Genomic DNA, 20,336 nt, shown 5'->3' with positions numbered 1-20,336 from the left:
GTCGGGCAACATGGCCGATCGGTGTGAGGGCTAGGCATGGGGATATGAGATTTGAGTCCCCACGCAAGAAGACCAGCATCCCGCGCGCCCGCCACCTGCACGTCGTCGGCGCCGTGTGCGCCGTCGTAGCCTCAGCAGCACTGATGACAGGCTGCGGCGGGGACAGTGGCAAGACGACAGCCGCAGCGACCGCGGAAGCGGCCAAGGCCATTCCGAACCCGCCGGCCACACCGTCGGACAGCCCCTCCGGCAGCGCGCAGCTCACTCAGGACCAGACAGCGCGCAAGAACCTGCTCGGTGTCACCAAGGTCACCTTCGACAAGGCCGCCGCCACGGCAGTGGGCGAGGTCTCGGGCAGCAAGCTCGCCGAACTCGACCTGAAGGGCCTGGACGACAACGACACCGACACCGATGAGAGCGAGAGCCCCAGTCCCGGCGGGACTCCCAGCCCCAGCCCGAGCGGCAGCTCCGCCGTCCCGGAATGGGTTGCTGAGGTCGTCGAGAAGGACGGGAGCACGCACACCGTCCGTATCGACGCCGTCTCGGGCAAGGTGATCCAGTCCGTCGTCGAGACCGGCCAGGACTCCGGTGACAAGCGTGAGATGGCCGACCGGATCGCCCGTGCCACGCAGTCGCCGCAGGAGGCGGCCAAGGTGGCCACGGACAAGAAGAAGGGCACGGTCACTTCCATCAACCTGGATGACGACGACAACAAGACTGTCATCTGGTCGGTCGACGTCGTCACCAAGGACTGGAACAAGACCGACTTCGAGATCGACGCGGTGAAGGGCACCATCACCCGCGAGGAGGTCGACCACGACTGACGCGTTGCCGCCGTGGGAAGCAGGTGAGCCGGCCTCTCACGAGCACAGCTCCGGCGGCCGGAGCCACCTCAGGGAGCCGAACCGGGCTCTGACGCAGACCTGCTGATGCACGGTGCGCAGCGAGCGCAGGCCCCGGATCGGCGCCCATCGCATCGGCGAGGCGCGGCCGCACCTCCTCGTACCCGAGGAGCGCGCGGCAGCGTGCATCGGCGGGGGCCAGGAACTGATGTACCGCGCTGTGTGCCGACGGCTGGGGTCCTGGTCCGGCCGCATGTGCGGCCGGACTCAAGGTCACAAGCGGTGGGCTGAGGGCGAGGCCGTGATCTGAGTGCATTGGCCGAGGAAGGCGAGGAGAGGGCGCTCGGCTTGTGCCCTGTCGTGGGGGCCGCCGCCGATGGTGTCCGCAGGCCGCCGACACGGTCGTCGTGAACTGCCGGGGCCGGGGCGCCGGATGGGTGTCGCGGCGTCTCGCAGTCCCGGTGACGGGATCCCCGGTCGCCGGGGGGAGCGTCGGGCCGCCGGCCTGGGCGGGGCTTGTCGCTCACCGGCCACACACGGAGGTAGCGGCCGTGCGCCCTGTGGCAGTGGTGGGACCCTCAAGCCCGGCCTACTGCGACGGTACTTGGGCAGCGCGCCCTCATGGCCGTGAGCCGCCGGTGAGCCCCGGCAGCCTGGCATCGTCCGTCAGGTGCCCAGTACAGTCGCGTGACCATGACACAGGAGCCCCAGGACCGGAGCAGGCGCCCGGCCCTGCGTGGCGCCGGGGCCCCGTTGCTGACTCTGTGTTTGCTCGGCGGTTTCCGCGCCGGGCGTGGTGAAGCCGGACCGGTCGTGGAGCGGTGGCGGCGTCCCAGCGCCCGCACCGTTGTGAAGATGCTGGCCCTCGCTCCCGGCTACCGGCTGCACCGGGACCAGGTCACCGAGGCGTGCTGGCCGGACGCCGACCTGAACACGGCACGGCGTAACCTCAGAGTGAGCCTGCACACAGCCCGCCACACCCTGGAACCCGAACTCGCGCCGCGCGGCGTCTCCTCCTACCTGGCCACCGATGGCGACCTCCTCAGTCTGGTGCCCGGAGCAGTCGAAGTGGACGTGGTGGCCGCCGAGCGTGCCGCCATCGCGGCACTCGACTCCGAAAGCCAGGACACCCTCGCCGCCGCCTGGACCACGCTCAGTCAGGAACTGCTCCCGGAGGACCGGTACGCGGCCTGGGCGGACACCCGGCGGCGTGAACTCGCGTCGTTGCGGCGCCGCCTCGCCCTCGCGCTCGCGGACCTTCCCGGCTCCGCGCACCGCGCCCAACAGGCGGTGTGGGTCTTGGAGCGGGAGGTGGCCGCCGACGAGCTCGACGAGGCTCTCCACCGGCGCCTGATGAGCGCCCATCTGGCGGCCGGCGACCACAGCAGGGCCGCCGAGGTCTACGGACGGCTGCGGGAGCTGCTGCAGCAACAGTTGGGCACGGTCCCCGAGCCGGAGACCCAGGAGCTGTACGGCAGGGCCCTGCACAGCGTCGCGCCGAGGGACGGATCCCGTACACGCCCTGAACCGTCGGCGCCTCCCGCCCCTCTGGCCCCACCTGCGGCGTTGCGGCGGGCCGAAGCCATCCCGCTGCGCGGCCGCACCAGCACGCTCGCCGCCGTACTCGCCGGGTTGCCCGCAACGACCGGACACGTGGACGGCGACGGCGGACGGGGAGCTCCACTGACCGTGGTGAGCGGGGAGAGCGGAGTCGGCAAGACCCGCCTCGTCACCGAGGCCGCCCGGGTTGCCGCGGCCGACGGCATCGCCGTGCTGTGGGGCGCCGCCCACGAGGCCGAAGGTCCCCTGCCCTACGGGGCGATAGCCGACGCCCTGTCCGGCTGGTTCGCCGACAGGCCGCTCGCCGAGCGGGCCGCCGCTGCCACAGCCCACCCGGAACTGGGTGCCCTGCTGCCCGCGTTCGGCACCGAGCCCCCGCCCGGACGCACTGCTGAGGAGCAACGGGCGCGTCTGTACCGCGCGGTGGGCGGTCTCCTCGCCTCCCTGGCCGAGCACTACCCGGTGCTCGTGGTGCTGGACGATCTGCACGCCGCCGACCTGGGCACGCTCAGGCTCCTGCATCACCTCGTGCGCACGGTCGGCGAGCGCCCCGTCCGTTTTCTCGCCACGCTGCGCGAGGAGGACCTGGAGGAGGGAGACGAGCGTCGCACCGTGCTCACTGCGGCGACCCGCCAGGGACTGGTTCACCGCGTCGAGCTCATGCGGCTGGCCCGTGCTGACTGCGATCTGTTCGCCGCCGACGTCGCGCGCACGGCCCTTGCCGGCTCACCGCAGCAGGACGGCGCCGACAGCGGGACGGCCCCGTCGCCCCGGATGCTGGCGGGCGTCTACCGGCTCTCGCGCGGCAACCCGTTGTTCGCCGCCGAACTGGTGCGCGTGGCCCGCGAGAGTGCCGACGGCGGTACGTACGAACACGCTCACCGCGAGGACAGGGTTCCCGAGTCGGTCCGTGAGGTGGTCGCTCTGCGTGTCGCCCGCTTCGCGCCGCATGTCCGCAAGACGCTGGGAGTGCTGGCCGCAGCCGGCGGTGAAGCCGCGCTCGCCGAGGCCGCAGAAGTGGCGCTGTCCGGTGTGCACCCTGCGATCGACGGCCCCGCCTTCACTGCGGCACTGGACGCACTGGTGGCTGCCGGAGTGATCGACGAATGCCGGATCGTCCACCTGGGCCGCAGAGTCGAAGGACTGACCTTCCGCCACCCGGTGGTGGGACTCGCCGTCTACGAACGACTCACCTCAGCGGCCCGCCGACAGCTCCATCTCGCCCACGCAGAGGTCCTACGCCGCCACCGCCCCGAAGCCGTCGAAGCCCTCGCCCACCACCTGGACCGTGCCGACGCGCCCGAAGCCGCCGTCTGGCTGCGCCGCGCCGCAGAACGCGCAGCACACCTCTATGCCGACGACAGCGCGGCCCGCTACTACGCGGACCTCGTTGCCCGGCTGGACGCCGCACCCGACGGCGGAGCCGAGGCCGCCCGGGCCCGCCTCGCCTGGGCCGGTGTACTGATCCGCCAGGCCCGCCACGCCGAAGCGGAACAGGTGCTGCGCGTCGCGCTGAAGACCGTGCGCAGACTCGGTGACCAGGACACGGCCGTGCGCGCCGCCGCACTCCTGGCCGAGGTGCTGGGCAGGGCGGGACGGCCGTACGAGGGAATCGATCTCCTGGACGGCCCGGCAGTGGCACCGGTCGCCGGCACCGGCCCCATCGCTGTCGCCGCGTACCACCTCTCACTGGCCCAGCTCTGGTTCCTTGTCGGACGATACGAGGACGCCCTGGTCAGTGTCGGACAGGCGGTCGGCTCCGCCTGTTCGGTACCCGACGGCCAGGGATTGGGTCTGCTCGGGCGGGCGCTGCACGTCCGCTCCGCCTGCCTGCTGCTGATCGGGCGCCAGAGCGAGGCGCGGGCCGCCGCGGAAGAGGCACTGCCCATCGCCGAGCAGGCACTCGGCGACCTCTCCCTGCAGGCGCTGCTGCTGTCCACGTTGCGCGAACTGGCCGAGCAGGGTGGTCGGTTCGACAAGGCGGAGGAGTATGCCCAAAAGACCCTCGCCCTTGCCCTACGCACCGGAGACCCCACCGCGGTCGCCTTCTCACGGTCCAGCCTCGCCCGGGTGCACCTGTGGCTGGGCCGGCTCGACGAGGCCCGCGAGGAGGCCCGTACCGCCATTGCCGAGGTACGCCCGTACGGCTCGAGTTGGTGCCTGGTGTACTGCTTGATCAGTCAGGGCGAGGTGGATCTGCGTACGGGAGAACTGGCCCGGGCGAGCCGCTGGCTGAACGAAGGAGCGGTCGCAGCCCGGCAGTTGGGCGACCACCAGGCGGAGCACGCGGCCCGCGTACTCCTGGCTCAACTCGACCTCGCTGAGGGGGAGCCGCAGCGCGCACTGGCGAGGCTTCGCGAGACCGGGGGCGCCGCCGGCACGGGCACACCCGCTCCCGGACCCCATGGCGCGACGGCCGTGGAGAGCGGCGCCCTCATCGTCCAGGCAGAGGCTCTGCTTGCCTGCGGCAGTCCGGCCGAAGCCGCCGAGCTTGCCCGCCGGGCACTGGCGCGGACACGGGCCGGCCGGGACCGGCCCGCCCAGGTGGAGGCACGCCGGGTCCTGGCCCTGGTCCTCCACCACTCGGGCGAGCCGCACGAGGCGCAGATGCACCTGCGCGGAGCACTGCGCCTGGCCCGCGCGATGGGCCACCGTACGGCCGAAGAACGGCTAATGAGCGCGGCAGCATCCACCGTGTAGGAGCGCTGTTACCAGGGAGCCCACGTGTGAACTCCTCGGTAACGCGCGGCCTTTACTGTCCCCGTCGGAAGCAGGTCAACACCGGCGAGGAGCCCTCATGTCAGCACAACACCCCGCGGCGGCCGTAGTGGTCGAGGCGGGCGGGGAGCCCTGGTCCCGGGTAGAGCCGCTGCTGGACCGCCGTAGCCAGGAGATGGCCGATCACGGCGTGCTCGAAGTCGTGACCGCGAACCCGGGTGTGCGCACCGCCATTTCCGGCTGGTGCACGCGCAAGGGGAGCGTCGTGGAGGCCACCGCCGACAGGAACGGCTCGACCAGCTTCCGCATACGCATTGGAAGCCCGTCACTCCCGGAGGTTCCGTGAGACCGCTCGTCCGTACCGCGCTGACCGCTGCCACGGCGGCCTTGCTCGTCTGCTCAGCAGGGCTGGCCGGAGGGACCGCGGCAGCGGCCCCCGGCACACCGGCCCCCACCTCAGATAAGGCCACGAAGACATCCACCGTCACACTGATCACCGGTGACCGGGTCACCATCACGACCGGCGCCGACGGCAAGCCCTCGTACTCCATCGCGCCCGTCCCCGGCGTCGACCGCACCGGCGTCACCTTCTCGGTGAATACCGTCGGCCCCGACACCTACCTGATCCCCTCCGACGTCGCGGAACTCGCCAGCCCCTCAGGGGTACTTGACCGCAACCTCTTCAACATCACCCGCCTGGTCAAGCAAGGGCTCGACGACGCGCACACCACGAGCGTGCCCCTGATCGTGCAGCGCGGCGACGGCGAGACCGTCTCCGGCGTCAGCGGCCTGACCGAGCAACACTCCGTCGACGTGCTCGGCGCGTACGCCGCGAAGCTGAAGAAGTCCGCCACCGGAAACTTCGGCAAGCAGCTCACCGACGCAGCGACGACCGACGTTCCGAAGGCCGACATGAAGGCCGCCAAGCACCGCAGATCCGTCGTCCCCAAGACCCAGCTGGCCGGCAAGGCCGGCCGCCTTGCCGGCATCAGCCACATCTGGCTCAACGGCAAGGTGAAGGCCGCCGACTGGGACGTCAACCTCACCCAGGTCGGCGCCCCTACCGCCTGGAACGCCGGCGTCATCGGACAGGGCGTGAAGGTCGCGGTCCTGGACACCGGCATCGACGCCGACCATCCCGACCTGGCCGGAAAGGTCGACGCCGAGGCCAACTTCACCCCGGCGCCGTCCATGATGGACATCGTCGGCCACGGCACCCACGTGGCGGGCACCATCGCCGGCACCGGCGCCGCAGCCCCCGGCGTGCGCCAGGGCGTCGCACCGGGCGCCCGCCTCATGATCGGCAAGGTCCTCGACGACACCGGCCAGGGCGACCTGTCCTGGGCCGTCCAGGGCATGCAGTGGGCCGCCCAGAACGGCGCCGACATCGTCAGCATGTCGCTCGGCTCAGGCCCCACCGACGGCACCGACCCGGTCAGCGCCGCGTTGAATCAGCTCAGCGAGCAGTACGGCGCCCTCTTCGTCGTCGCAGCCGGCAACACCGGCCCCGCCGCGAGCAGCGTCTCCTCGCCGGCCAGCGCCGACGACGCGCTCGCCGTCGCCGCCGTCGACTCGACGAACACCGTCGCCTCCTTCTCCAGCCGAGGCCCGCGCACCGGCGACAGCGCCATGAAGCCGGAGATCGCCGCACCCGGCGTGGCGATCACCGCCCCCAAGTCCTCGGGCATGAAAGCGACCACCCCCGACCCCAAGTACGTCACCATGAGCGGCACCTCCATGGCGACGCCGCACGTCAGCGGAGTTGCCGCGCTGCTCAAGCAGAAGCACCCGGACTGGTCCTGGAAGCGGCTGAAGGCCGTCCTCATGGGTACCGCGACGGCAGCCTCCGGCGGTACGTACGCAGTCGGCGCGGGTGAGGCGAACGCCCCGGCCGCCCTCGCCGCCAAGGTGGTCACCGACACCGGCAAGTTCGACTTCCCCCTCGGTGAGTCCACCGACTCGGTCTCCAAGACCCTCACCCTGACCAACACCGGGGACTCCCCGACCACGGTCAAGTTCGGCTCCACGATCGACGGTTCCGACGTCCCGGCCGCGGCGCTGAGCGTCACCCCGGCCGAGGCGACCATCCCGGCGGGCGGTTCGGCCGACGCCACCGTCACCGTGGACGGCAGCAAGGTCCCGGTCACCGGCACGACGGCGACGAGCCTCACCGGCGCGCTGACCGTCACTCCCGACAGCGGGACGGCGCTGCGCCTTCCCGTGGCCGCCTCCCGCACCCGCTGGCTGACCATCAATGCCCACACCACCACGGGCGCACCCGCCGCAGGTGCCTTCACCGCCGTCCTCAACCTGGACAACGGCACCTACACCTCCGGTCAGCTCGGCGCCTCGGGCACCGTCCGCATCCCCGTGCTCCCCGGCCGCCTCGCGGTCACCAGCACCATTCAGGAGCGCGACGCCGCCGACAAGCCGATCAACAGCGTCGTCACCGCTGATGTCCCGGCGCAGGCCACCAGCGTCACCCTCGAGGCGAAGACGGCCGTCCCGATCTACGCCGACCTGCACCAGGGCGGCACCCGCGAGGAGATGGGCCTCTACCAGCTCAGCCGGGTCAACGAGACCACGCATTCACTGATCTCCAACGGCATGATCGGCGGCGGCGCCTACGGTCCTCTCGATCGTGGCGCGATGCGCATCAGCCCCACGAAGGGCAAGGTCGAGGACGGCACCGTCTGGTTGGACGAGCACTGGACGCTCGCCAACAAGGACAGCAGCAACACCACCGGCGACGCCACCCGCCTCTACGACCTGGTCTGGCACCGCAGCAGCGTGCCCGCCAACCCCGTGCATACCCTCAGCCGACGTGACATCCAGCGCCTTGCCAAGGTGGACACCGATATCTACGGCATGAACGAGGACGCTCACCGCAGCCAGATCGGCGTCACGGCGATCGGTGAGGAGATAGTCGGCCTCAACGTCACCACCCCCTCCTACGTCCAGGCACCCGTCCACCAGACCCGGTACTACACCGCCAACGGCGTCTACTGGGCCAAGCTCGGCTTCCACTCGGACACGGTGAAGGGCGGCACGCTCTCCACCAACCTCTCCAAGCTTGCCATCACGTACAAGAACAGTCAGCACACCTCAGAGCGTTGGTGGGGCGGCCCACTGGGCGCCACCGGCCAGGCGGCGCTGATCGGCGACAACCTCAAGACGAACATGCAGGACCTGACCGACTCCGACGGCCACCTCGGCACCTACGGCGAGTTCACCTCCCCGCAGGTCGGCACGGGCGGCATGCGCCTCTACCGCAACGGTGTCGCGCTCACCTCGGCCGGCGGCAACACCCCGGTCGACGGCTCGACCAAAGCCTCGTACCGCATCGAGCGCGCCTACGACGCGCAGAACGTCTTCCCGAGCGGCGGACGCATCTCGTCCGTCTGGGAGACCGAACCGGTGAAGGCCAACGCAGACGGCACCCCGGCCCTCCTGCCTCTGGCCAACCTGGTCTGGAGCGCCCGCAGCCTGGACCTGTCCGGTCGACTGACCGCCGGCCGCAGCGCCGCCCTGGACGTGCAGGCAACCAGCACCGCCCTCGCCCCGACCGGCCGGCGCTTCACCGGGGCACTGGCCGCCTACACCCTCGACGGCGGCAAGACCTGGAGGTCGGTCAAGGCCCACGCGGTCGACACCCGGGGCCACTACCGCCTCACCGTCCCCGGCACCGGCCTGACTGCCGGAACCTGGCTCGGAGTACGGTTCACCACCCAGGACCGTGCCGGGAACTCCGTGTCCCAGACGCTGCTGCGAGCCGCCCCGGTCCGCTGACGCACGGATGATCGCCAAGGGGGCCGGCCCCGGGAAGCTTTCCCGCGGCCGGCCCCTTTGCGTCATGCCCAGGGCCCCGCATGACGGCCAGGTCGGTCATGGTGACTGTTCCTTGGAGGGTGTGGGTGGGTTAGAGGGTGCGGGCGGTGATGTCGCCGTGGGCGGTGGTGGCGTGGATGTTCAGGCTGGCGTCGGGGCCGTTGGTGTTTTGGAGGGTGTTGTGGATGCGGCCGTAGGTGGTGCCGGCGTCGAGTGAGGCGGAGACTCCGCGGGTGGCGCTGATGGTGATGTCGCCGGACTCGGTGCGTAGTTCGACGGTGCCGTTCGATGCTTCGGCGATGTTCAGGTCGCCCTTTTGTGTGCTGATCTGGGAGGGGCCGTTCAGGCGGCCGACGAAGACGTCGCCGGCCTGGAGGGTGAGGCGGGCGCTCGCGGTCTCGTCGAGCTTGACCAGGGCCTGCGCGCCCTCGAAGGTGATGTCGCCGAGCCGTCCCACGCCGCGGAGTTCGGCGGCGGCGGCCTTCGCCTCGACCCGGGAGCCGGCGGGCAGTTGGACGGTCACCTCGACGGATCCGGAGTTGCCGAGGATCCGGTTCTTCGCGGTGGCTGCTTCGATGCGCAGGACGCCGTCGGCGTATTCGACCGTGACTTGCTCGGCGGCCTTCACGTCGCGGGTCTTGGACTTGTCGGCGGGCAGGACCTCGACCGTGGTGTCGGCGCGGTCGGCGGCGATGAACTGGATGCGTCCCGCGGGGATGTCCAGGATGGCGAGGACGGCGGCGGGGGTGTCGAACTTCTGCATGGTGTTTTCCTTCGATCCGTTGTTTCTGATGAATGAAACGCTACGTTGCATTCAAGGATCGGGCAACACCCTTGTTGCGCAAGAACCCGATAAGCGCAGGTAGTTGCAGGGATTTCATTGCAATGATCTCGGCTCTAACGCAACGGCCTAAATCCCGGTCGTTGCAATGAAATGGGAGTGAACGCTATAGCCGACCCGTCGGACACCAGTCAGGGATGCCGGACGCGCCCCGCGCCGCGGGCTGTGGTCGTTGTTGCGTGACCTCGACGCTAGGCCCGCCGTGTGCGGTGGCACGCCGCCCTGGGGGCGAGGCCGTCCCACGGTCTGCTGTGTCTCTTGACGTCCTCCCCCGCTGAGGGGGATTCCTAGCTCACTTTGCCTGGCACCTAGCAGGTGGCAGGGCTTACAAGATCAGCACTAGCCGGGTTGAGACCAGCCCGGACGAGCATCACGCGGGCGGAGTTCTTGTCCCTGGGGGACACGGTTCCGCACGCGGTGCACGTATACGTTCTCTCGGAGAGAGGCAGGCGATGCTTGGCTCTCGCATCGCAGTGCGCACAGTCCATGGTGGTGTACGCGGGGTTGACGAGGTGCACGGCGCGGCCGTGTTTACGGGCCATCTCCACCAGGGCGCTCTTGGTCGCGCCGATCGCAGCGTCAGCGGCCTTGCGGGCCATCGTCGACTTCGCCAGGAACTTCGGGCGGAAGTCCTCTACCGCCAAGGCATCGTGGTCGCGGACTACACGCTTGGCCCACTTGCGGGCGGTGTCCTGGCGCTGCCGGGCCACCTTCTTGTGCAGCTTCGCCGCCTGCTTCTTGGCGCCCCTGTAGCCGTTCGAACCAGGCTGGCCCTTCTTCGGCTTCCTGCGGGCCATCATCCGCTGGTAACGGGCGAGGCGCTGCGCGGCCTTGCGGCCATGCTCGGGATGGGGAAGGTCGTAGTCGTCGGATGTGGTGATCGCGGTCTCCTTCACACCCCAGTCGATGCCGATCACGCAACCGGTTTCGACAAGCGCCTGGGTGCTCGTGGCGACAACGAACGAGGCGTACCAGTGGCCGAGACTGTCGCGGTAGACGCGCACGCTGGACGGCGGCTCGGGCAGCTCACGCGACCACACGACCGTCGCCGCGATGCCGCCGGCCAGATGCAGACGGCCGTCTTTCACCCGGAAACCGCGCTGGCTGTAGTTCAGGCTCGGGTCGACCTGATGCTTCTTCTTGTACTTCGGCATACCGGCCCGCTGCCGCATCGGCAACCGGGCCTTGATGTCTTTCAGCGCCTTCGCCCGGGACTTCGCGAAGTCCCGTATCAACTGCTGCTGCACCACGCTGGAGCCCTCACGCAGCCACGCGTTCGCGGTACGGGCCGCGGTCAGCATCTTGTCGAGCTGCGCCGGGCCACACGTTGTCTTCTCGCCGGTGGCCTTGTTGTGCAGATGCACGGCCTTCGACTTGGCCACCGACTCGTTCCACACCCAGCGGCAGCGCGCCCATTCCGCTTCCAGCGCGCGGACCGCCCTGGACGACAGACGCAGCCGGAAAGTGTAGCGGGCATGCCCGCCACCTGCCGCCAACGCTCCGATCGTCATGAAACACAACCTATCTGGGAGGACTGACAGTTGAGCACAACCGGTCTCGGTGGGGTTCCTCATCATCACGCGAGGTGGACGCCGGATCGCCCCGACGACGATCCGGCCTTCTCTGCCCTGCTCCCCAGGAGTCCGATTCCTCCCCGGCCTACTGATCTTTTCGTAAGTTCGGTGGGTGTGGTGGGCGGATGGGTGGGAGGCTGTCGGCGTGGCTTATCAACCTTCCCCTTCGGTTGCTGGCTCCTCCCTTCCTCCTTTGTCGCGGCCTCAGTTGGCGGAGGCGCGTCGTGTGCGGGCAGTCGAGTTGTTCGAGGACGGCGTCTCGAATGCGGAGATCGCGAGGGCGGTGGGGGTGTGTGCCGAGAGTGTGCGGCGTTGGCGGCGGGTGTGGGAGCAAGGCGGTGCTTCGGCCCTGCGGCGACGGGCAGCCACCGGACGCCCACCCAAGCTGGACGACACTCAGGTCGAGATGGTCCGGGCCGCGTTGGAGCAAGGAGCCCAGGCTCATGGTTTCGAGGCCGACCTGTGGACCCTGGAACGAGTCGGCGCGGTCGTCACCCGGACAACGGGGGTGGTGTTGTCGAGGGCGTCGGTATGGCGGCTGCTGACCGGCCGGCTCGGATGGAGCCTTCAACGGCCCGAGCGGCGGGCTGTCGAGCGGGACGAATCGGAGATCGCCCGCTGGATCGCGCACGAGTGGCCGCGCATCAAAAAGGGGCCGTGAACACACGTTCCTGGATCGTCTTCCTCGACGAATCAGGCGTCTCCCTGCTCCCTCAGATCCGCCGCACCTACTCGCCCCGAGGGCAAACTCCGCTCCTGCGGCACCGCCTGAACTGGAAGCGTGCGTCGATGGCCGGGGCCTTGGGCTACCACTCCACCGACCCCGATCGCGGGGCCCGCCTGTGCTTCCACCTCAAGCCCGGCAGCTACGACACCGCCGGACTCATCGAGGTCCTGGAGCAGATGAAGGTGTTCTACCGCGGCGAGCGAGTGGTCCTGGTCTGGGACGGACTGTCCGCCCACTGGAGCCGGGCGATGCGGGCCTGGGTCGCCGAACAGGACTGGCTCACCCTGGAACGATTACCCGCCTACGCTCCCGAGCTGAACCCGGTGGAACTGCTGTGGTCCTCACTCAAGAAGCGTGAACTCGCCAACCTCGCCAGCGACCACCTCGCCGATGTCGCCGACGCCACCGAGCAAGGCATCCACCGCATCAACACCAACCCCCAACTGCCATGGTCATTCCTCGCCCACACCGGCCTGACCATCCGCCCACCACACCCACCGAACTTACGAAAAGATCAGTACTGATCTTTTCGTAAGTTCGGTGGGTGTGGTGGGCGGATGGGTGGGAGGCTGTCGGCGTGGCTTATCAACCTTCCCCTTCGGTTGCTGGCTCCTCCCTTCCTCCTTTGTCGCGGCCTCAGTTGGCGGAGGCGCGTCGTGTGCGGGCAGTCGAGTTGTTCGAGGACGGCGTCTCGAATGCGGAGATCGCGAGGGCGGTGGGGGTGTGTGCCGAGAGTGTGCGGCGTTGGCGGCGGGTGTGGGAGCAAGGCGGTGCTTCGGCCCTGCGGCGACGGGCAGCCACCGGACGCCCACCCAAGCTGGACGACACTCAGGTCGAGATGGTCCGGGCCGCGTTGGAGCAAGGAGCCCAGGCTCATGGTTTCGAGGCCGACCTGTGGACCCTGGAACGAGTCGGCGCGGTCGTCACCCGGACAACGGGGGTGGTGTTGTCGAGGGCGTCGGTATGGCGGCTGCTGACCGGCCGGCTCGGATGGAGCCTTCAACGGCCCGAGCGGCGGGCTGTCGAGCGGGACGAATCGGAGATCGCCCGCTGGATCGCGCACGAGTGGCCGCGCATCAAAAAGGGGCCGTGAACACACGTTCCTGGATCGTCTTCCTCGACGAATCAGGCGTCTCCCTGCTCCCTCAGATCCGCCGCACCTACTCGCCCCGAGGGCAAACTCCGCTCCTGCGGCACCGCCTGAACTGGAAGCGTGCGTCGATGGCCGGGGCCTTGGGCTACCACTCCACCGACCCCGATCGCGGGGCCCGCCTGTGCTTCCACCTCAAGCCCGGCAGCTACGACACCGCCGGACTCATCGAGGTCCTGGAGCAGATGAAGGTGTTCTACCGCGGCGAGCGAGTGGTCCTGGTCTGGGACGGACTGTCCGCCCACTGGAGCCGGGCGATGCGGGCCTGGGTCGCCGAACAGGACTGGCTCACCCTGGAACGATTACCCGCCTACGCTCCCGAGCTGAACCCGGTGGAACTGCTGTGGTCCTCACTCAAGAAGCGTGAACTCGCCAACCTCGCCAGCGACCACCTCGCCGATGTCGCCGACGCCACCGAGCAAGGCATCCACCGCATCAACACCAACCCCCAACTGCCATGGTCATTCCTCGCCCACACCGGCCTGACCATCCGCCCACCACACCCACCGAACTTACGAAAAGATCAGTAAGAGGTGATTTCACTAGGTGATGCGGTGGCTGACGCAGATGGTTGCGGTGCTACTTGCGAGGCGTGGTAGTTGGGGCACTATGAGACACCGAGACGTTGGGTGGGGAGACGTGCATGGTGCAGAACCTCGTAGCGCTAGCGATCTACGGAGCCATGGCGGTGGGTCTAGCTGTCGCGGCGTTGCACCTGCTGAGATCGTGGCGTGCCGGTAACCGCCTCAGCCGTGACGGCCTCCGAGCTACGGCACGCTGTACGTACCTTCAGGTTTTCGACGGCGGTGTGTCCCTGCACTTCGAGTACGAGGTGAAGGGAGTCACATACTGTAGCGAATCTTCCATAGTCTCGGTCACGGGGACCGCTCCGGGACAGGAGATGGTCATCCTCTACGATCCGGCCCGGCCTTCGCTCGCCAACGCCGAGGAGTGTGTGTCGGGCAACCGGTTTCACCTGGTGGCATCTCTCGCCGCGGCTGTTGTAGCTGTCCTTCTGGCCGGCTATACGGCAGTTGGTCTTGCTGCAGTCGCCCTGTAATACAGCGAAAGGTCAGGCGGCGAGCCTCCGGTGACATATGAGCGTTGCCGCGATCGCAGTGAAGGCGAGGAAGTGCTCTGGCTTGCGCTCGTAGCGGCGGTGGAGTCGGCGGCAGCCTGACAGCCATGACACGGTACGTTCCACGACCCAGCGGTGCCGGCCCAGTCGTTGGGAGGACTCGATGCCTTTGCGGGCAATGCGGTGCTGGATGCCGCGGGACGACAGCCAGCGCCGCAGGTGCCGATAGTCGTAGCCCTTGTCTCCGTGCAGTTTGCCGGGCCGCCGGCGTCGGCGGCCGCGACGTGAACGGATGGGCGGGATACCTCGGACCAGCGGTATGAGGGCCTGACTGTCGTGGAGGTTCGCTGCGGAGATGCCGATCGACAGTGGCAGGCCGTGGCGGTCGACAATCAGGTGGATTTTCGAGCCGTTCTTGCCACGGTCGGTCGGATTCGGTCCCGTCAGCCGCCCCCTTTGAGGGCTCGGACACTGACCGAGTCGATCGCGCACCGCGACCAGTCCAGCTCGCCGCGGGAGCCGAGTTCGTCCAGGACCAGGCGGTGAAGTTTGGCCCACACTCTGGCCTCCGTCCACTCGGTGAACCGTCGAAAGGCGGTCACTCCCGACAGGCCGAAGCCTGGCGGCAGTTGGTTCCAGGTACACCCCGACGTGGCCACAAAGATGATCGCGGCCAAAACTTCGCGGTTACCTCGCCGACGCGGGCCACCACCCTGCGGCCGTTGCGGGGCCGCAGGAACCACCCGCTGAAACAACTCCCACAGATCCTCCGGTGCCATCCGCTCGACAAGCCCAGCAGTCATCACCCCAGGCTCCCTCAAGATCGCGCCAAGTGAAATGGCGTCTAAAGGCCGGGGCATCCTCGGAGGAATCCGGTGACACATCGGGTAACCGAGGCTGCGCTCGTTGCCGGTCGCGCCACATACGTGCATACCCGTCAGCGCTCCGGCGAAGCGCCGAGGCCGGTCTGGGCGCCGACCGGATCGAGGTCGGGGGTGCCGCGGGGGCACCCCTCGTCGTGGCCCGGTTCCGACTTGGTGGTGGTCGACAGACTGGGGTTCGAGTGCCTGTCGACCAGGGGACGATTTCCAGATGACCTCTGAGGGACAGCAACGTCCGTCCGGCCGCTGCTGCTCCTCAGGCGCAGAGGTGGGCGCCGATTCCGAGGAATGCCTGGACGAGCGGGACTTGGGGGACTGCTGGGGAGACGATCTGGGAGGCGTAGTGGACGATGACCAGGTCGAGGGCGGGAGAGATGAAGAGGCGCTGGCCGTGGATGCCGCTGGCCATGAAGGAGCCGTAGGGGTCGTTCGGGATCCACCACAGGTCGTGGTACGAGAGGGTGGCGGGAGCCTCGGGGGGCGCGGCGGGGAAGCGGACGCGGCGGGCGTAGCCGTCAGGGACACCGGAGGCGATCGTGGTGGCGACTGCCTCGGGGACGATCTGACGGTCCCCGATCGCGCCGCCGCAGCGGATCATCTCGCCGAACCGGGCCAGGTCGCGGGCGGTGGCGCTGAACCCCCCGCATGCGGCCTCGGTGCCGTCTGCGTCGAGGAGGTAGTAGGCGTCCTCCTCGGCGCCGATGCGGGACCAGATCATCTCGGACAGCAGCGCGGAGGTGGTCGTCCCGGTGATGCGGCGCAGGCACTCGGCGAGGGCTTCGACGTTGCCGTTCTCGTAGCGGAACTCGGTGCCGGGTTCGCCGGTGGTGCGGGCGGTGGCGAGGTGTTCGCGGATGGTGGCGGGACCGGTGTAGCCGTAGGGGCGTAGTTGGGGGGCGAGGACGGCGAAGTAGCGCTGGGCTTCGAGTGCCTTGTCGTAGGGGCGGCCCGCGTAGCTCATGCGGGTGCCCATGTGGAGCAGGTGGTCGACCTGTGCGTCGCCGAAGGCGGTGCCGGCGAGTTCGGGGACGTACTTCGCCACCTGCGCGCCGCGGTCGAGTTGCCCGTCGTGGGTGAGGACGGCTGCGACGAGGCCGAGGTAGGACTTGGCGGCTGAGGCGTTGAAGTGCGGGACGTGGGGTTCGTATCCGTGCAGGTACTGCTCGTGGACGAGTGTCCCTCGGTGCATGACGAGCAGGGCGTCGGTCTCGGCGGCGGCGAGCAGTTCGGGGAGGGGGAGCGGCTGCCCGTGTGGTCCGGTGAAGGTGAGGCTGTCCAGGGCGCCGGGCGGCGCGGTGGGTAGGGCCGAAGCCGTGCCGGAGCCGCGCCAGACACTGCGGCTGGGAATGAGTTCCCGGCCTGATGTTGTGTGCCGACGAGCCCAGGCCGGATCGGTGTATCCCCGTGCCCAGACGAGGTCGGCCAGTGTGGGCATGCCTGTCATGCGTCCGCTCCGCTCTTTCCATCATGCGCTGTCGTAGTTCACTGAGCTCGATACCGTACATGGTGTCTTGTAACGCGGACAGGGGTGCCAGGGAGGGAGCGGATATCGCGCCTCAGGGGGCGAGGTCGAGCGCCCCGGGGGCGTCGGAGGGAGTCAGGCCGGTGGCCCATACGCGGCCGTAGACGGACAGGTCGCGCAGGTGGGCGGTGATCTCGGCGGCGCTGTAGCCGGTGTCGTTCTCGACCCACCAGGTCAACAGGCCGATGAGTTCGCCGGTCCAGGCCCTGGCGACGACCTCGAGGGGAATCCTGGGCGTGACCGCGAGCTGCTGTGTCCGCGTGCGGAAGGCGGCTTCGGCGTGCGCGCAGATGAGGTCGGTGAACTCGCGCAGGGCCCGCCCGTCGCCTTCGCCCCGCAGGATGACGCGGTAGACGGGCTTCTCCTGTTCGGCGTGTTCGAAAATGTACTTTACCGGCAGGCCGGTGAAGCCCTCGGCGTGCGCCTGTTGGACCGCCGGCAGGAGGCGCTCGCGGTCTTGCGCGAGGTCCCGGACGATCCCGACCAGCAGGTCTTCCTTGTCGCGGTAGTGCGCGTAGAAGGTGGCGCGCCCGACGTCGGCCCGCTCGGTGATCTGCTCGACGGTGATCGCCTGGAACCCCCTGTCCAGGACCAGTTCGACCAGGGCCTGGCGCAGCGCGGCCCTGGTCCTGCGGACGCGGCGGTCTCCCGCGGGGTTCATGTCCACTTCGCTTCCCTCTCTCCGGACCGTTGACCTGACCCTAACGCTGCCCTTACGTTTCCGGACACCAAGATTGCTACAAGACACACTGTTCGGAAGCTCTGGAGACGTGATGAACCTCGGGCGGTACATACGCCGGACCGCCGGCCACCAACCCGACGCCGACGCCGTGGTCTGCGGGCCCGTCCGGCTGTCGTACGCGGAACTCGACGACCACAGCGACCGCCTCGCGACCGCGCTGCGCGGGCTCGATCTCGGCCCGGGCGAGCGCGTGGCGACCCTTGCCGCCAACCGCGCCGAACTCGTCGTCACCGAAGTCGCCCTGTACAAGGCCGGTCTGACCCGGGCGCCGATCAACGCCCGGCTCGGCACAGCGGAAGTCGCCCACCTGCTCACGGAGTCGGACGCCCGCGTCCTGCTCACCGACGCGGCCCACTGGCAGACGGCACGCGAGGCGATCCCCGGCACCGGGGTGCGGACGGTCGTGGGCTACGACGGCCCGAGCGAGCTGGGCCCCGGCTACGCCGAGATCCTCACCGCCACCGTGGCCGAACCCGTCGACGTGGAGTGCGCCGAGAGCGACATCGCCGTGCTGCACTTCACGTCCGGTTCCACCGGCAAGCTCAAGGCGGCGGTCCAGACGTACGGCAATCGTCTTGCGCTGCTGCGCAAGTCGGTGATGAGTGAGGGCACCCGGGTCGGCCCCGGTGACCGGCAGATCCTGGCCGGTCCCGTCACCCACGCCTCGGGCATGCCGCTGCTGGGCATCTTCTTCGCCGGTGGCTGCGCGATCGTGCTGCCGCGCTGGGACGCCGAGGAGTTCCTCGCCACCGTCCAGCGCGAACACGCCACGCACGCCTTCGTCGTCCCCACGATGGTCAACACGGTCCTCGCGCTGCCGGGTGCCCGCGACTACGACGTCTCCAGCCTGCGCCGGCTCATCTACGGCGCGGCCCCCATGTCACCGGCTCGGATCCGGGCGGCCTGGGATCTCTTCGGCCCGGTGCTCTCGCAGGGGTTCGGCTGCGGTGAGACCACTTCCGGGGTGCTGTTCCTGTCCACCGAGGACCATCGGCGGGCGATCGAGGGCGAGGACGAGGAACTGCTGCTGTCGTGCGGGCGGCCGCTCGCCGAGGCCGAGGTGCGGATCGTCGACGACAGCGGCTGCCCCGTCGCCGACGGGGAGATCGGCGAGATCGCCGTCCGCGGACCCGACGTCGTACCCGGCTACTACAACGAACCCGCCCTCACGGCACAGTCGTTCCGCGACGGCTGGTTCCACACCGGCGATCTCGCCCGCCGCAGGTCCGACGGGTACGTCTTCATCGTCGACCGCAAGAAAGACATGATCATCTCCGGCGGGTTCAACATCTACGCCGTCGAGGTCGAAGCCGTCCTCCACCAGCACCCCGACATCTACGAGGCCGCCGTCGTCGGAGTTCCGGACGAACAGTGGGGCGAGGCCGTCCACGCCGTCGTCGTGCCGCGCGAAGGGACCGTCCTCGACGAGACCGAGCTGATCGCCTTCTGCGCCGAGCGCCTGGCCCGGATGAAGAAGCCCCGATCCGTCGACGTCGTCGACGCCCTGCCCCACAACCCCAACGGCAAGATCGACCGCCGCGCGATCCGCGAGCGGTACTGGGCGGGCGCCGAGCGCCGCGTCCACTGACACCGACAAGCCCTCTGCAACCGAGAACGGGAAACCGCACCATGCCCTACACCCTCGAACCCTCCTACGACGACAACCCGCGCCTGAAGGAACTCGTCGAGCGGCTGCGCACGTATCTGACCGACGAACTCATCCCGTTCGAGCGGGACCGCGACATCACCGCCGAGAGCAAACTCGACCGTGCCACGCTGGAACACGTCTGGAAGCGCAGCGCCGAACTCGGCTTCTACGGCATCAGCCTGCCGCCCGAACTCGGCGGCCAGGGCCTGCACTTCACCGATCTGTGCGCGTTGAAGGAGGAACTGACGGCCTCCGGGGCCGCGTTGTCCCACTCGGTCCTCGGCGACATGGGAGGGCCGCTGCGCGTCGGCGCGATCGTGAAGTACGCGACCGAGCAGCAAATGCGACGCTATCTGATGCCCGTCATCCGCGGTGAGCGGGCCTGCTGCTTCTCCATCACCGAGCAGGACGCGGGCTCCGACGTACGACGGATGAGCACGACCGCGACACCGGACGGCGACACCTACGTCCTCAACGGGCACAAGGTCTTCTCCTCCGCCGCCCCCTTCGCGGACTTCGCCATCGTCGTCGCCCGCATGGCAGGAAATGAGGAGGCGTACAGCGCGTTCCTCGTCGACCTCGACTCCCCCGGCTGCCGGGTCCTGGAGGGTGACGTCCCCATGTCCGGGCAGCAGATGGAGGGCGATCTCGTCTTCGAGGACTGCCGGATCCCGGCCGCCAACCTGCTCGGCGAGATCGGCCAGGGCCTGCGGATCGGCATCGGCCGCATCACCCTGAACCGGCTGCTGCACTGCCCCTCCTTGATCGGCGCCGCCCGCCGGGCCTGGGACCTGTCCGTTGCGCACTCCAAGAGCCGGGTCGCCTTCGGGCAGCCACTGCTCGCGCTCCAGGCCGTCCAGCACAAGCTCGCCGACATGGCCACCGACCTCTACGCCGCCCGCTCCATGGTGCTAGCGACCGCGGCACGCGCCGACCGCGGCGAAAACATCGCGGTCGAGGCCAACATGTGCAAGCTGTTCACCTCCGAGGCGTGCTTCCGCATCGCCGACCAGGCCGTACAGATCCACGGCAAGACGGGCCTGACGCGCGGCCACGAGGTCGAGCAGATCTTCCGCACACTGCGCATGTTCCGGATCGTCACAGGCACCACCGAGATCCACAAGAACGCCATCGCCAAGGCGCTCGTCTGACCAAGCCCCGTACCGCACAGGGCACTTGACGCCCTCAATGCGGACCGCCGGCCGTGGCCCCACGAACCGGCGCG

Annotated in this window: 16 protein-coding genes; 11 read left to right on the top strand and 5 right to left on the bottom strand. The window is 69.1% G+C overall.

Annotation, left to right across the window (positions count from 1 at the left end; genetic code table 11):
* The first annotated feature begins 44 nt into the window (after positions 1–44).
* The 4 genes from OG574_RS51345 (at position 45) to OG574_RS51330 (ending at position 8,909) form a co-directional block, all read left to right on the top strand.
* A complete protein-coding gene (locus OG574_RS51345) occupies positions 45–824 on the top strand; it encodes a PepSY domain-containing protein (RefSeq protein ID WP_326779238.1) in 780 nt (259 codons plus the stop codon).
* Positions 825–1,535: 711 nt separating this feature from the next.
* A complete protein-coding gene (locus OG574_RS51340) occupies positions 1,536–5,102 on the top strand; it encodes an ATP-binding protein (protein ID WP_326779237.1) in 3,567 nt (1,188 codons plus the stop codon).
* A gap of 97 nt (positions 5,103–5,199) precedes the next feature.
* The gene (locus OG574_RS51335) at positions 5,200–5,466 is read left to right on the top strand and encodes a sulfurtransferase TusA family protein (protein ID WP_326779236.1); all 267 of its coding nucleotides are present in this window, start codon (positions 5,200–5,202) and stop codon (positions 5,464–5,466) included.
* Complete coding sequence (locus OG574_RS51330) at positions 5,463–8,909, top strand: S8 family serine peptidase (protein WP_326779235.1); 3,447 nt, start codon at positions 5,463–5,465, stop codon at positions 8,907–8,909. Before OG574_RS51335 ends, OG574_RS51330 begins: the two co-directional genes overlap by 4 nt.
* A 130-nt stretch (positions 8,910–9,039) precedes the next feature.
* On the opposite strand, the gene OG574_RS51325 is transcribed toward OG574_RS51330, so the two are convergent.
* Together OG574_RS51325 and OG574_RS51320 are read right to left on the bottom strand one after the other, a co-directional pair.
* Complete coding sequence (locus OG574_RS51325; protein WP_326779234.1) at positions 9,040–9,711, bottom strand: DUF4097 family beta strand repeat-containing protein; 672 nt, start codon at positions 9,709–9,711, stop codon at positions 9,040–9,042.
* Between the two features lie 386 nt (positions 9,712–10,097).
* Positions 10,098–11,300, bottom strand: coding sequence for an RNA-guided endonuclease InsQ/TnpB family protein (locus OG574_RS51320; protein ID WP_326779233.1), 1,203 nt, complete (start codon positions 11,298–11,300; stop codon positions 10,098–10,100).
* Between the two features lie 289 nt (positions 11,301–11,589).
* On the opposite strand from OG574_RS51320, the gene OG574_RS51315 reads away from it, so the two are divergent.
* The 5 genes from OG574_RS51315 to OG574_RS51295 all read left to right on the top strand — a co-directional run bounded on the left by OG574_RS51315 (position 11,590) and on the right by OG574_RS51295 (position 14,300).
* Entirely contained in the window at positions 11,590–12,024 is a 435-nt protein-coding gene (locus tag OG574_RS51315; protein WP_326779231.1) for a winged helix-turn-helix domain-containing protein, read from the top strand.
* On the top strand, positions 12,021–12,614 hold the full coding sequence (locus OG574_RS51310; RefSeq protein WP_326779232.1) for a transposase: 594 nt from the start codon (positions 12,021–12,023) through the stop codon (positions 12,612–12,614). Before OG574_RS51315 ends, OG574_RS51310 begins: the two co-directional genes overlap by 4 nt.
* Positions 12,615–12,748: 134 nt before the next feature.
* Positions 12,749–13,183, top strand: a complete 435-nt coding sequence (locus OG574_RS51305) for a winged helix-turn-helix domain-containing protein (protein ID WP_326779231.1) — start codon at positions 12,749–12,751, stop codon at positions 13,181–13,183.
* Entirely contained in the window at positions 13,180–13,770 is a 591-nt protein-coding gene (locus tag OG574_RS51300; protein ID WP_326779230.1) for a transposase, read from the top strand. The genes OG574_RS51305 and OG574_RS51300 overlap by 4 nt, the downstream gene beginning before the upstream one ends.
* Positions 13,771–13,883: 113 nt before the next feature.
* Entirely contained in the window at positions 13,884–14,300 is a 417-nt protein-coding gene (locus OG574_RS51295) for a DUF3592 domain-containing protein (RefSeq protein ID WP_326779229.1), read from the top strand.
* A gap of 12 nt (positions 14,301–14,312) precedes the next feature.
* On the opposite strand, the gene OG574_RS51290 is transcribed toward OG574_RS51295, so the two are convergent.
* From OG574_RS51290 to OG574_RS51280, 3 genes are all read right to left on the bottom strand, one after another.
* A protein-coding gene (locus OG574_RS51290) for an IS5 family transposase (RefSeq protein WP_406517023.1) occupies positions 14,313–15,121 on the bottom strand; the annotation gives its coding sequence in 2 pieces (ribosomal slippage) (positions 14,313–14,767 and positions 14,767–15,121; 810 coding nt in all).
* 334 nt (positions 15,122–15,455) lie between these two features.
* Positions 15,456–16,643 carry a serine hydrolase domain-containing protein gene (locus OG574_RS51285; RefSeq protein WP_326779227.1) on the bottom strand — a complete coding sequence of 396 codons (1,188 nt, stop codon included), beginning with the start codon at positions 16,641–16,643 and terminating at the stop codon, positions 15,456–15,458.
* A gap of 112 nt (positions 16,644–16,755) precedes the next feature.
* Positions 16,756–17,382, bottom strand: a complete 627-nt coding sequence (locus OG574_RS51280; protein ID WP_234374864.1) for a TetR/AcrR family transcriptional regulator — start codon at positions 17,380–17,382, stop codon at positions 16,756–16,758.
* A gap of 112 nt (positions 17,383–17,494) precedes the next feature.
* Between OG574_RS51280 and OG574_RS51275 the strand changes: the two genes are divergently transcribed.
* Entirely contained in the window at positions 17,495–19,051 is a 1,557-nt protein-coding gene (locus OG574_RS51275) for an acyl-CoA synthetase (RefSeq protein WP_326779226.1), read from the top strand.
* Between the two features lie 41 nt (positions 19,052–19,092).
* On the top strand, positions 19,093–20,262 hold the full coding sequence (locus OG574_RS51270) for an acyl-CoA dehydrogenase family protein (protein WP_326779225.1): 1,170 nt from the start codon (positions 19,093–19,095) through the stop codon (positions 20,260–20,262).
* Positions 20,263–20,336 lie beyond the last annotated feature (74 nt).

The sequence above is a fragment of the Streptomyces sp. NBC_01445 genome, from assembly GCF_035918235.1.
GTDB lineage: Bacteria > Actinomycetota > Actinomycetes > Streptomycetales > Streptomycetaceae > Streptomyces.
Note: the sequence above shows the minus strand (reverse complement) of the source record. Positions and strands in the feature narration are given on the sequence as shown.

Excerpts from the sequence above, each read along its gene's own strand:
- OG574_RS51345 (WP_326779238.1), top strand. The coding sequence starts at position 45 with ATGAGATTTGAGTCCCCACGCAAGAAGACCAGCATCCCGCGCGCCCGC.
- OG574_RS51340 (WP_326779237.1), top strand. The coding sequence starts at position 1,536 with ATGACACAGGAGCCCCAGGACCGGAGCAGGCGCCCGGCCCTGCGTGGC.
- OG574_RS51335 (WP_326779236.1), top strand. The coding sequence starts at position 5,200 with ATGTCAGCACAACACCCCGCGGCGGCCGTAGTGGTCGAGGCGGGCGGG.
- OG574_RS51325 (WP_326779234.1), bottom strand. The coding sequence starts at position 9,711 with ATGCAGAAGTTCGACACCCCCGCCGCCGTCCTCGCCATCCTGGACATC.
- OG574_RS51320 (WP_326779233.1), bottom strand. The coding sequence starts at position 11,300 with ATGACGATCGGAGCGTTGGCGGCAGGTGGCGGGCATGCCCGCTACACT.
- OG574_RS51295 (WP_326779229.1), top strand. The coding sequence starts at position 13,884 with ATGGTGCAGAACCTCGTAGCGCTAGCGATCTACGGAGCCATGGCGGTG.
- OG574_RS51285 (WP_326779227.1), bottom strand. The coding sequence starts at position 16,643 with ATGACAGGCATGCCCACACTGGCCGACCTCGTCTGGGCACGGGGATAC.
- OG574_RS51280 (WP_234374864.1), bottom strand. The coding sequence starts at position 17,382 with ATGAACCCCGCGGGAGACCGCCGCGTCCGCAGGACCAGGGCCGCGCTG.
- OG574_RS51275 (WP_326779226.1), top strand. The coding sequence starts at position 17,495 with ATGAACCTCGGGCGGTACATACGCCGGACCGCCGGCCACCAACCCGAC.
- OG574_RS51270 (WP_326779225.1), top strand. The coding sequence starts at position 19,093 with ATGCCCTACACCCTCGAACCCTCCTACGACGACAACCCGCGCCTGAAG.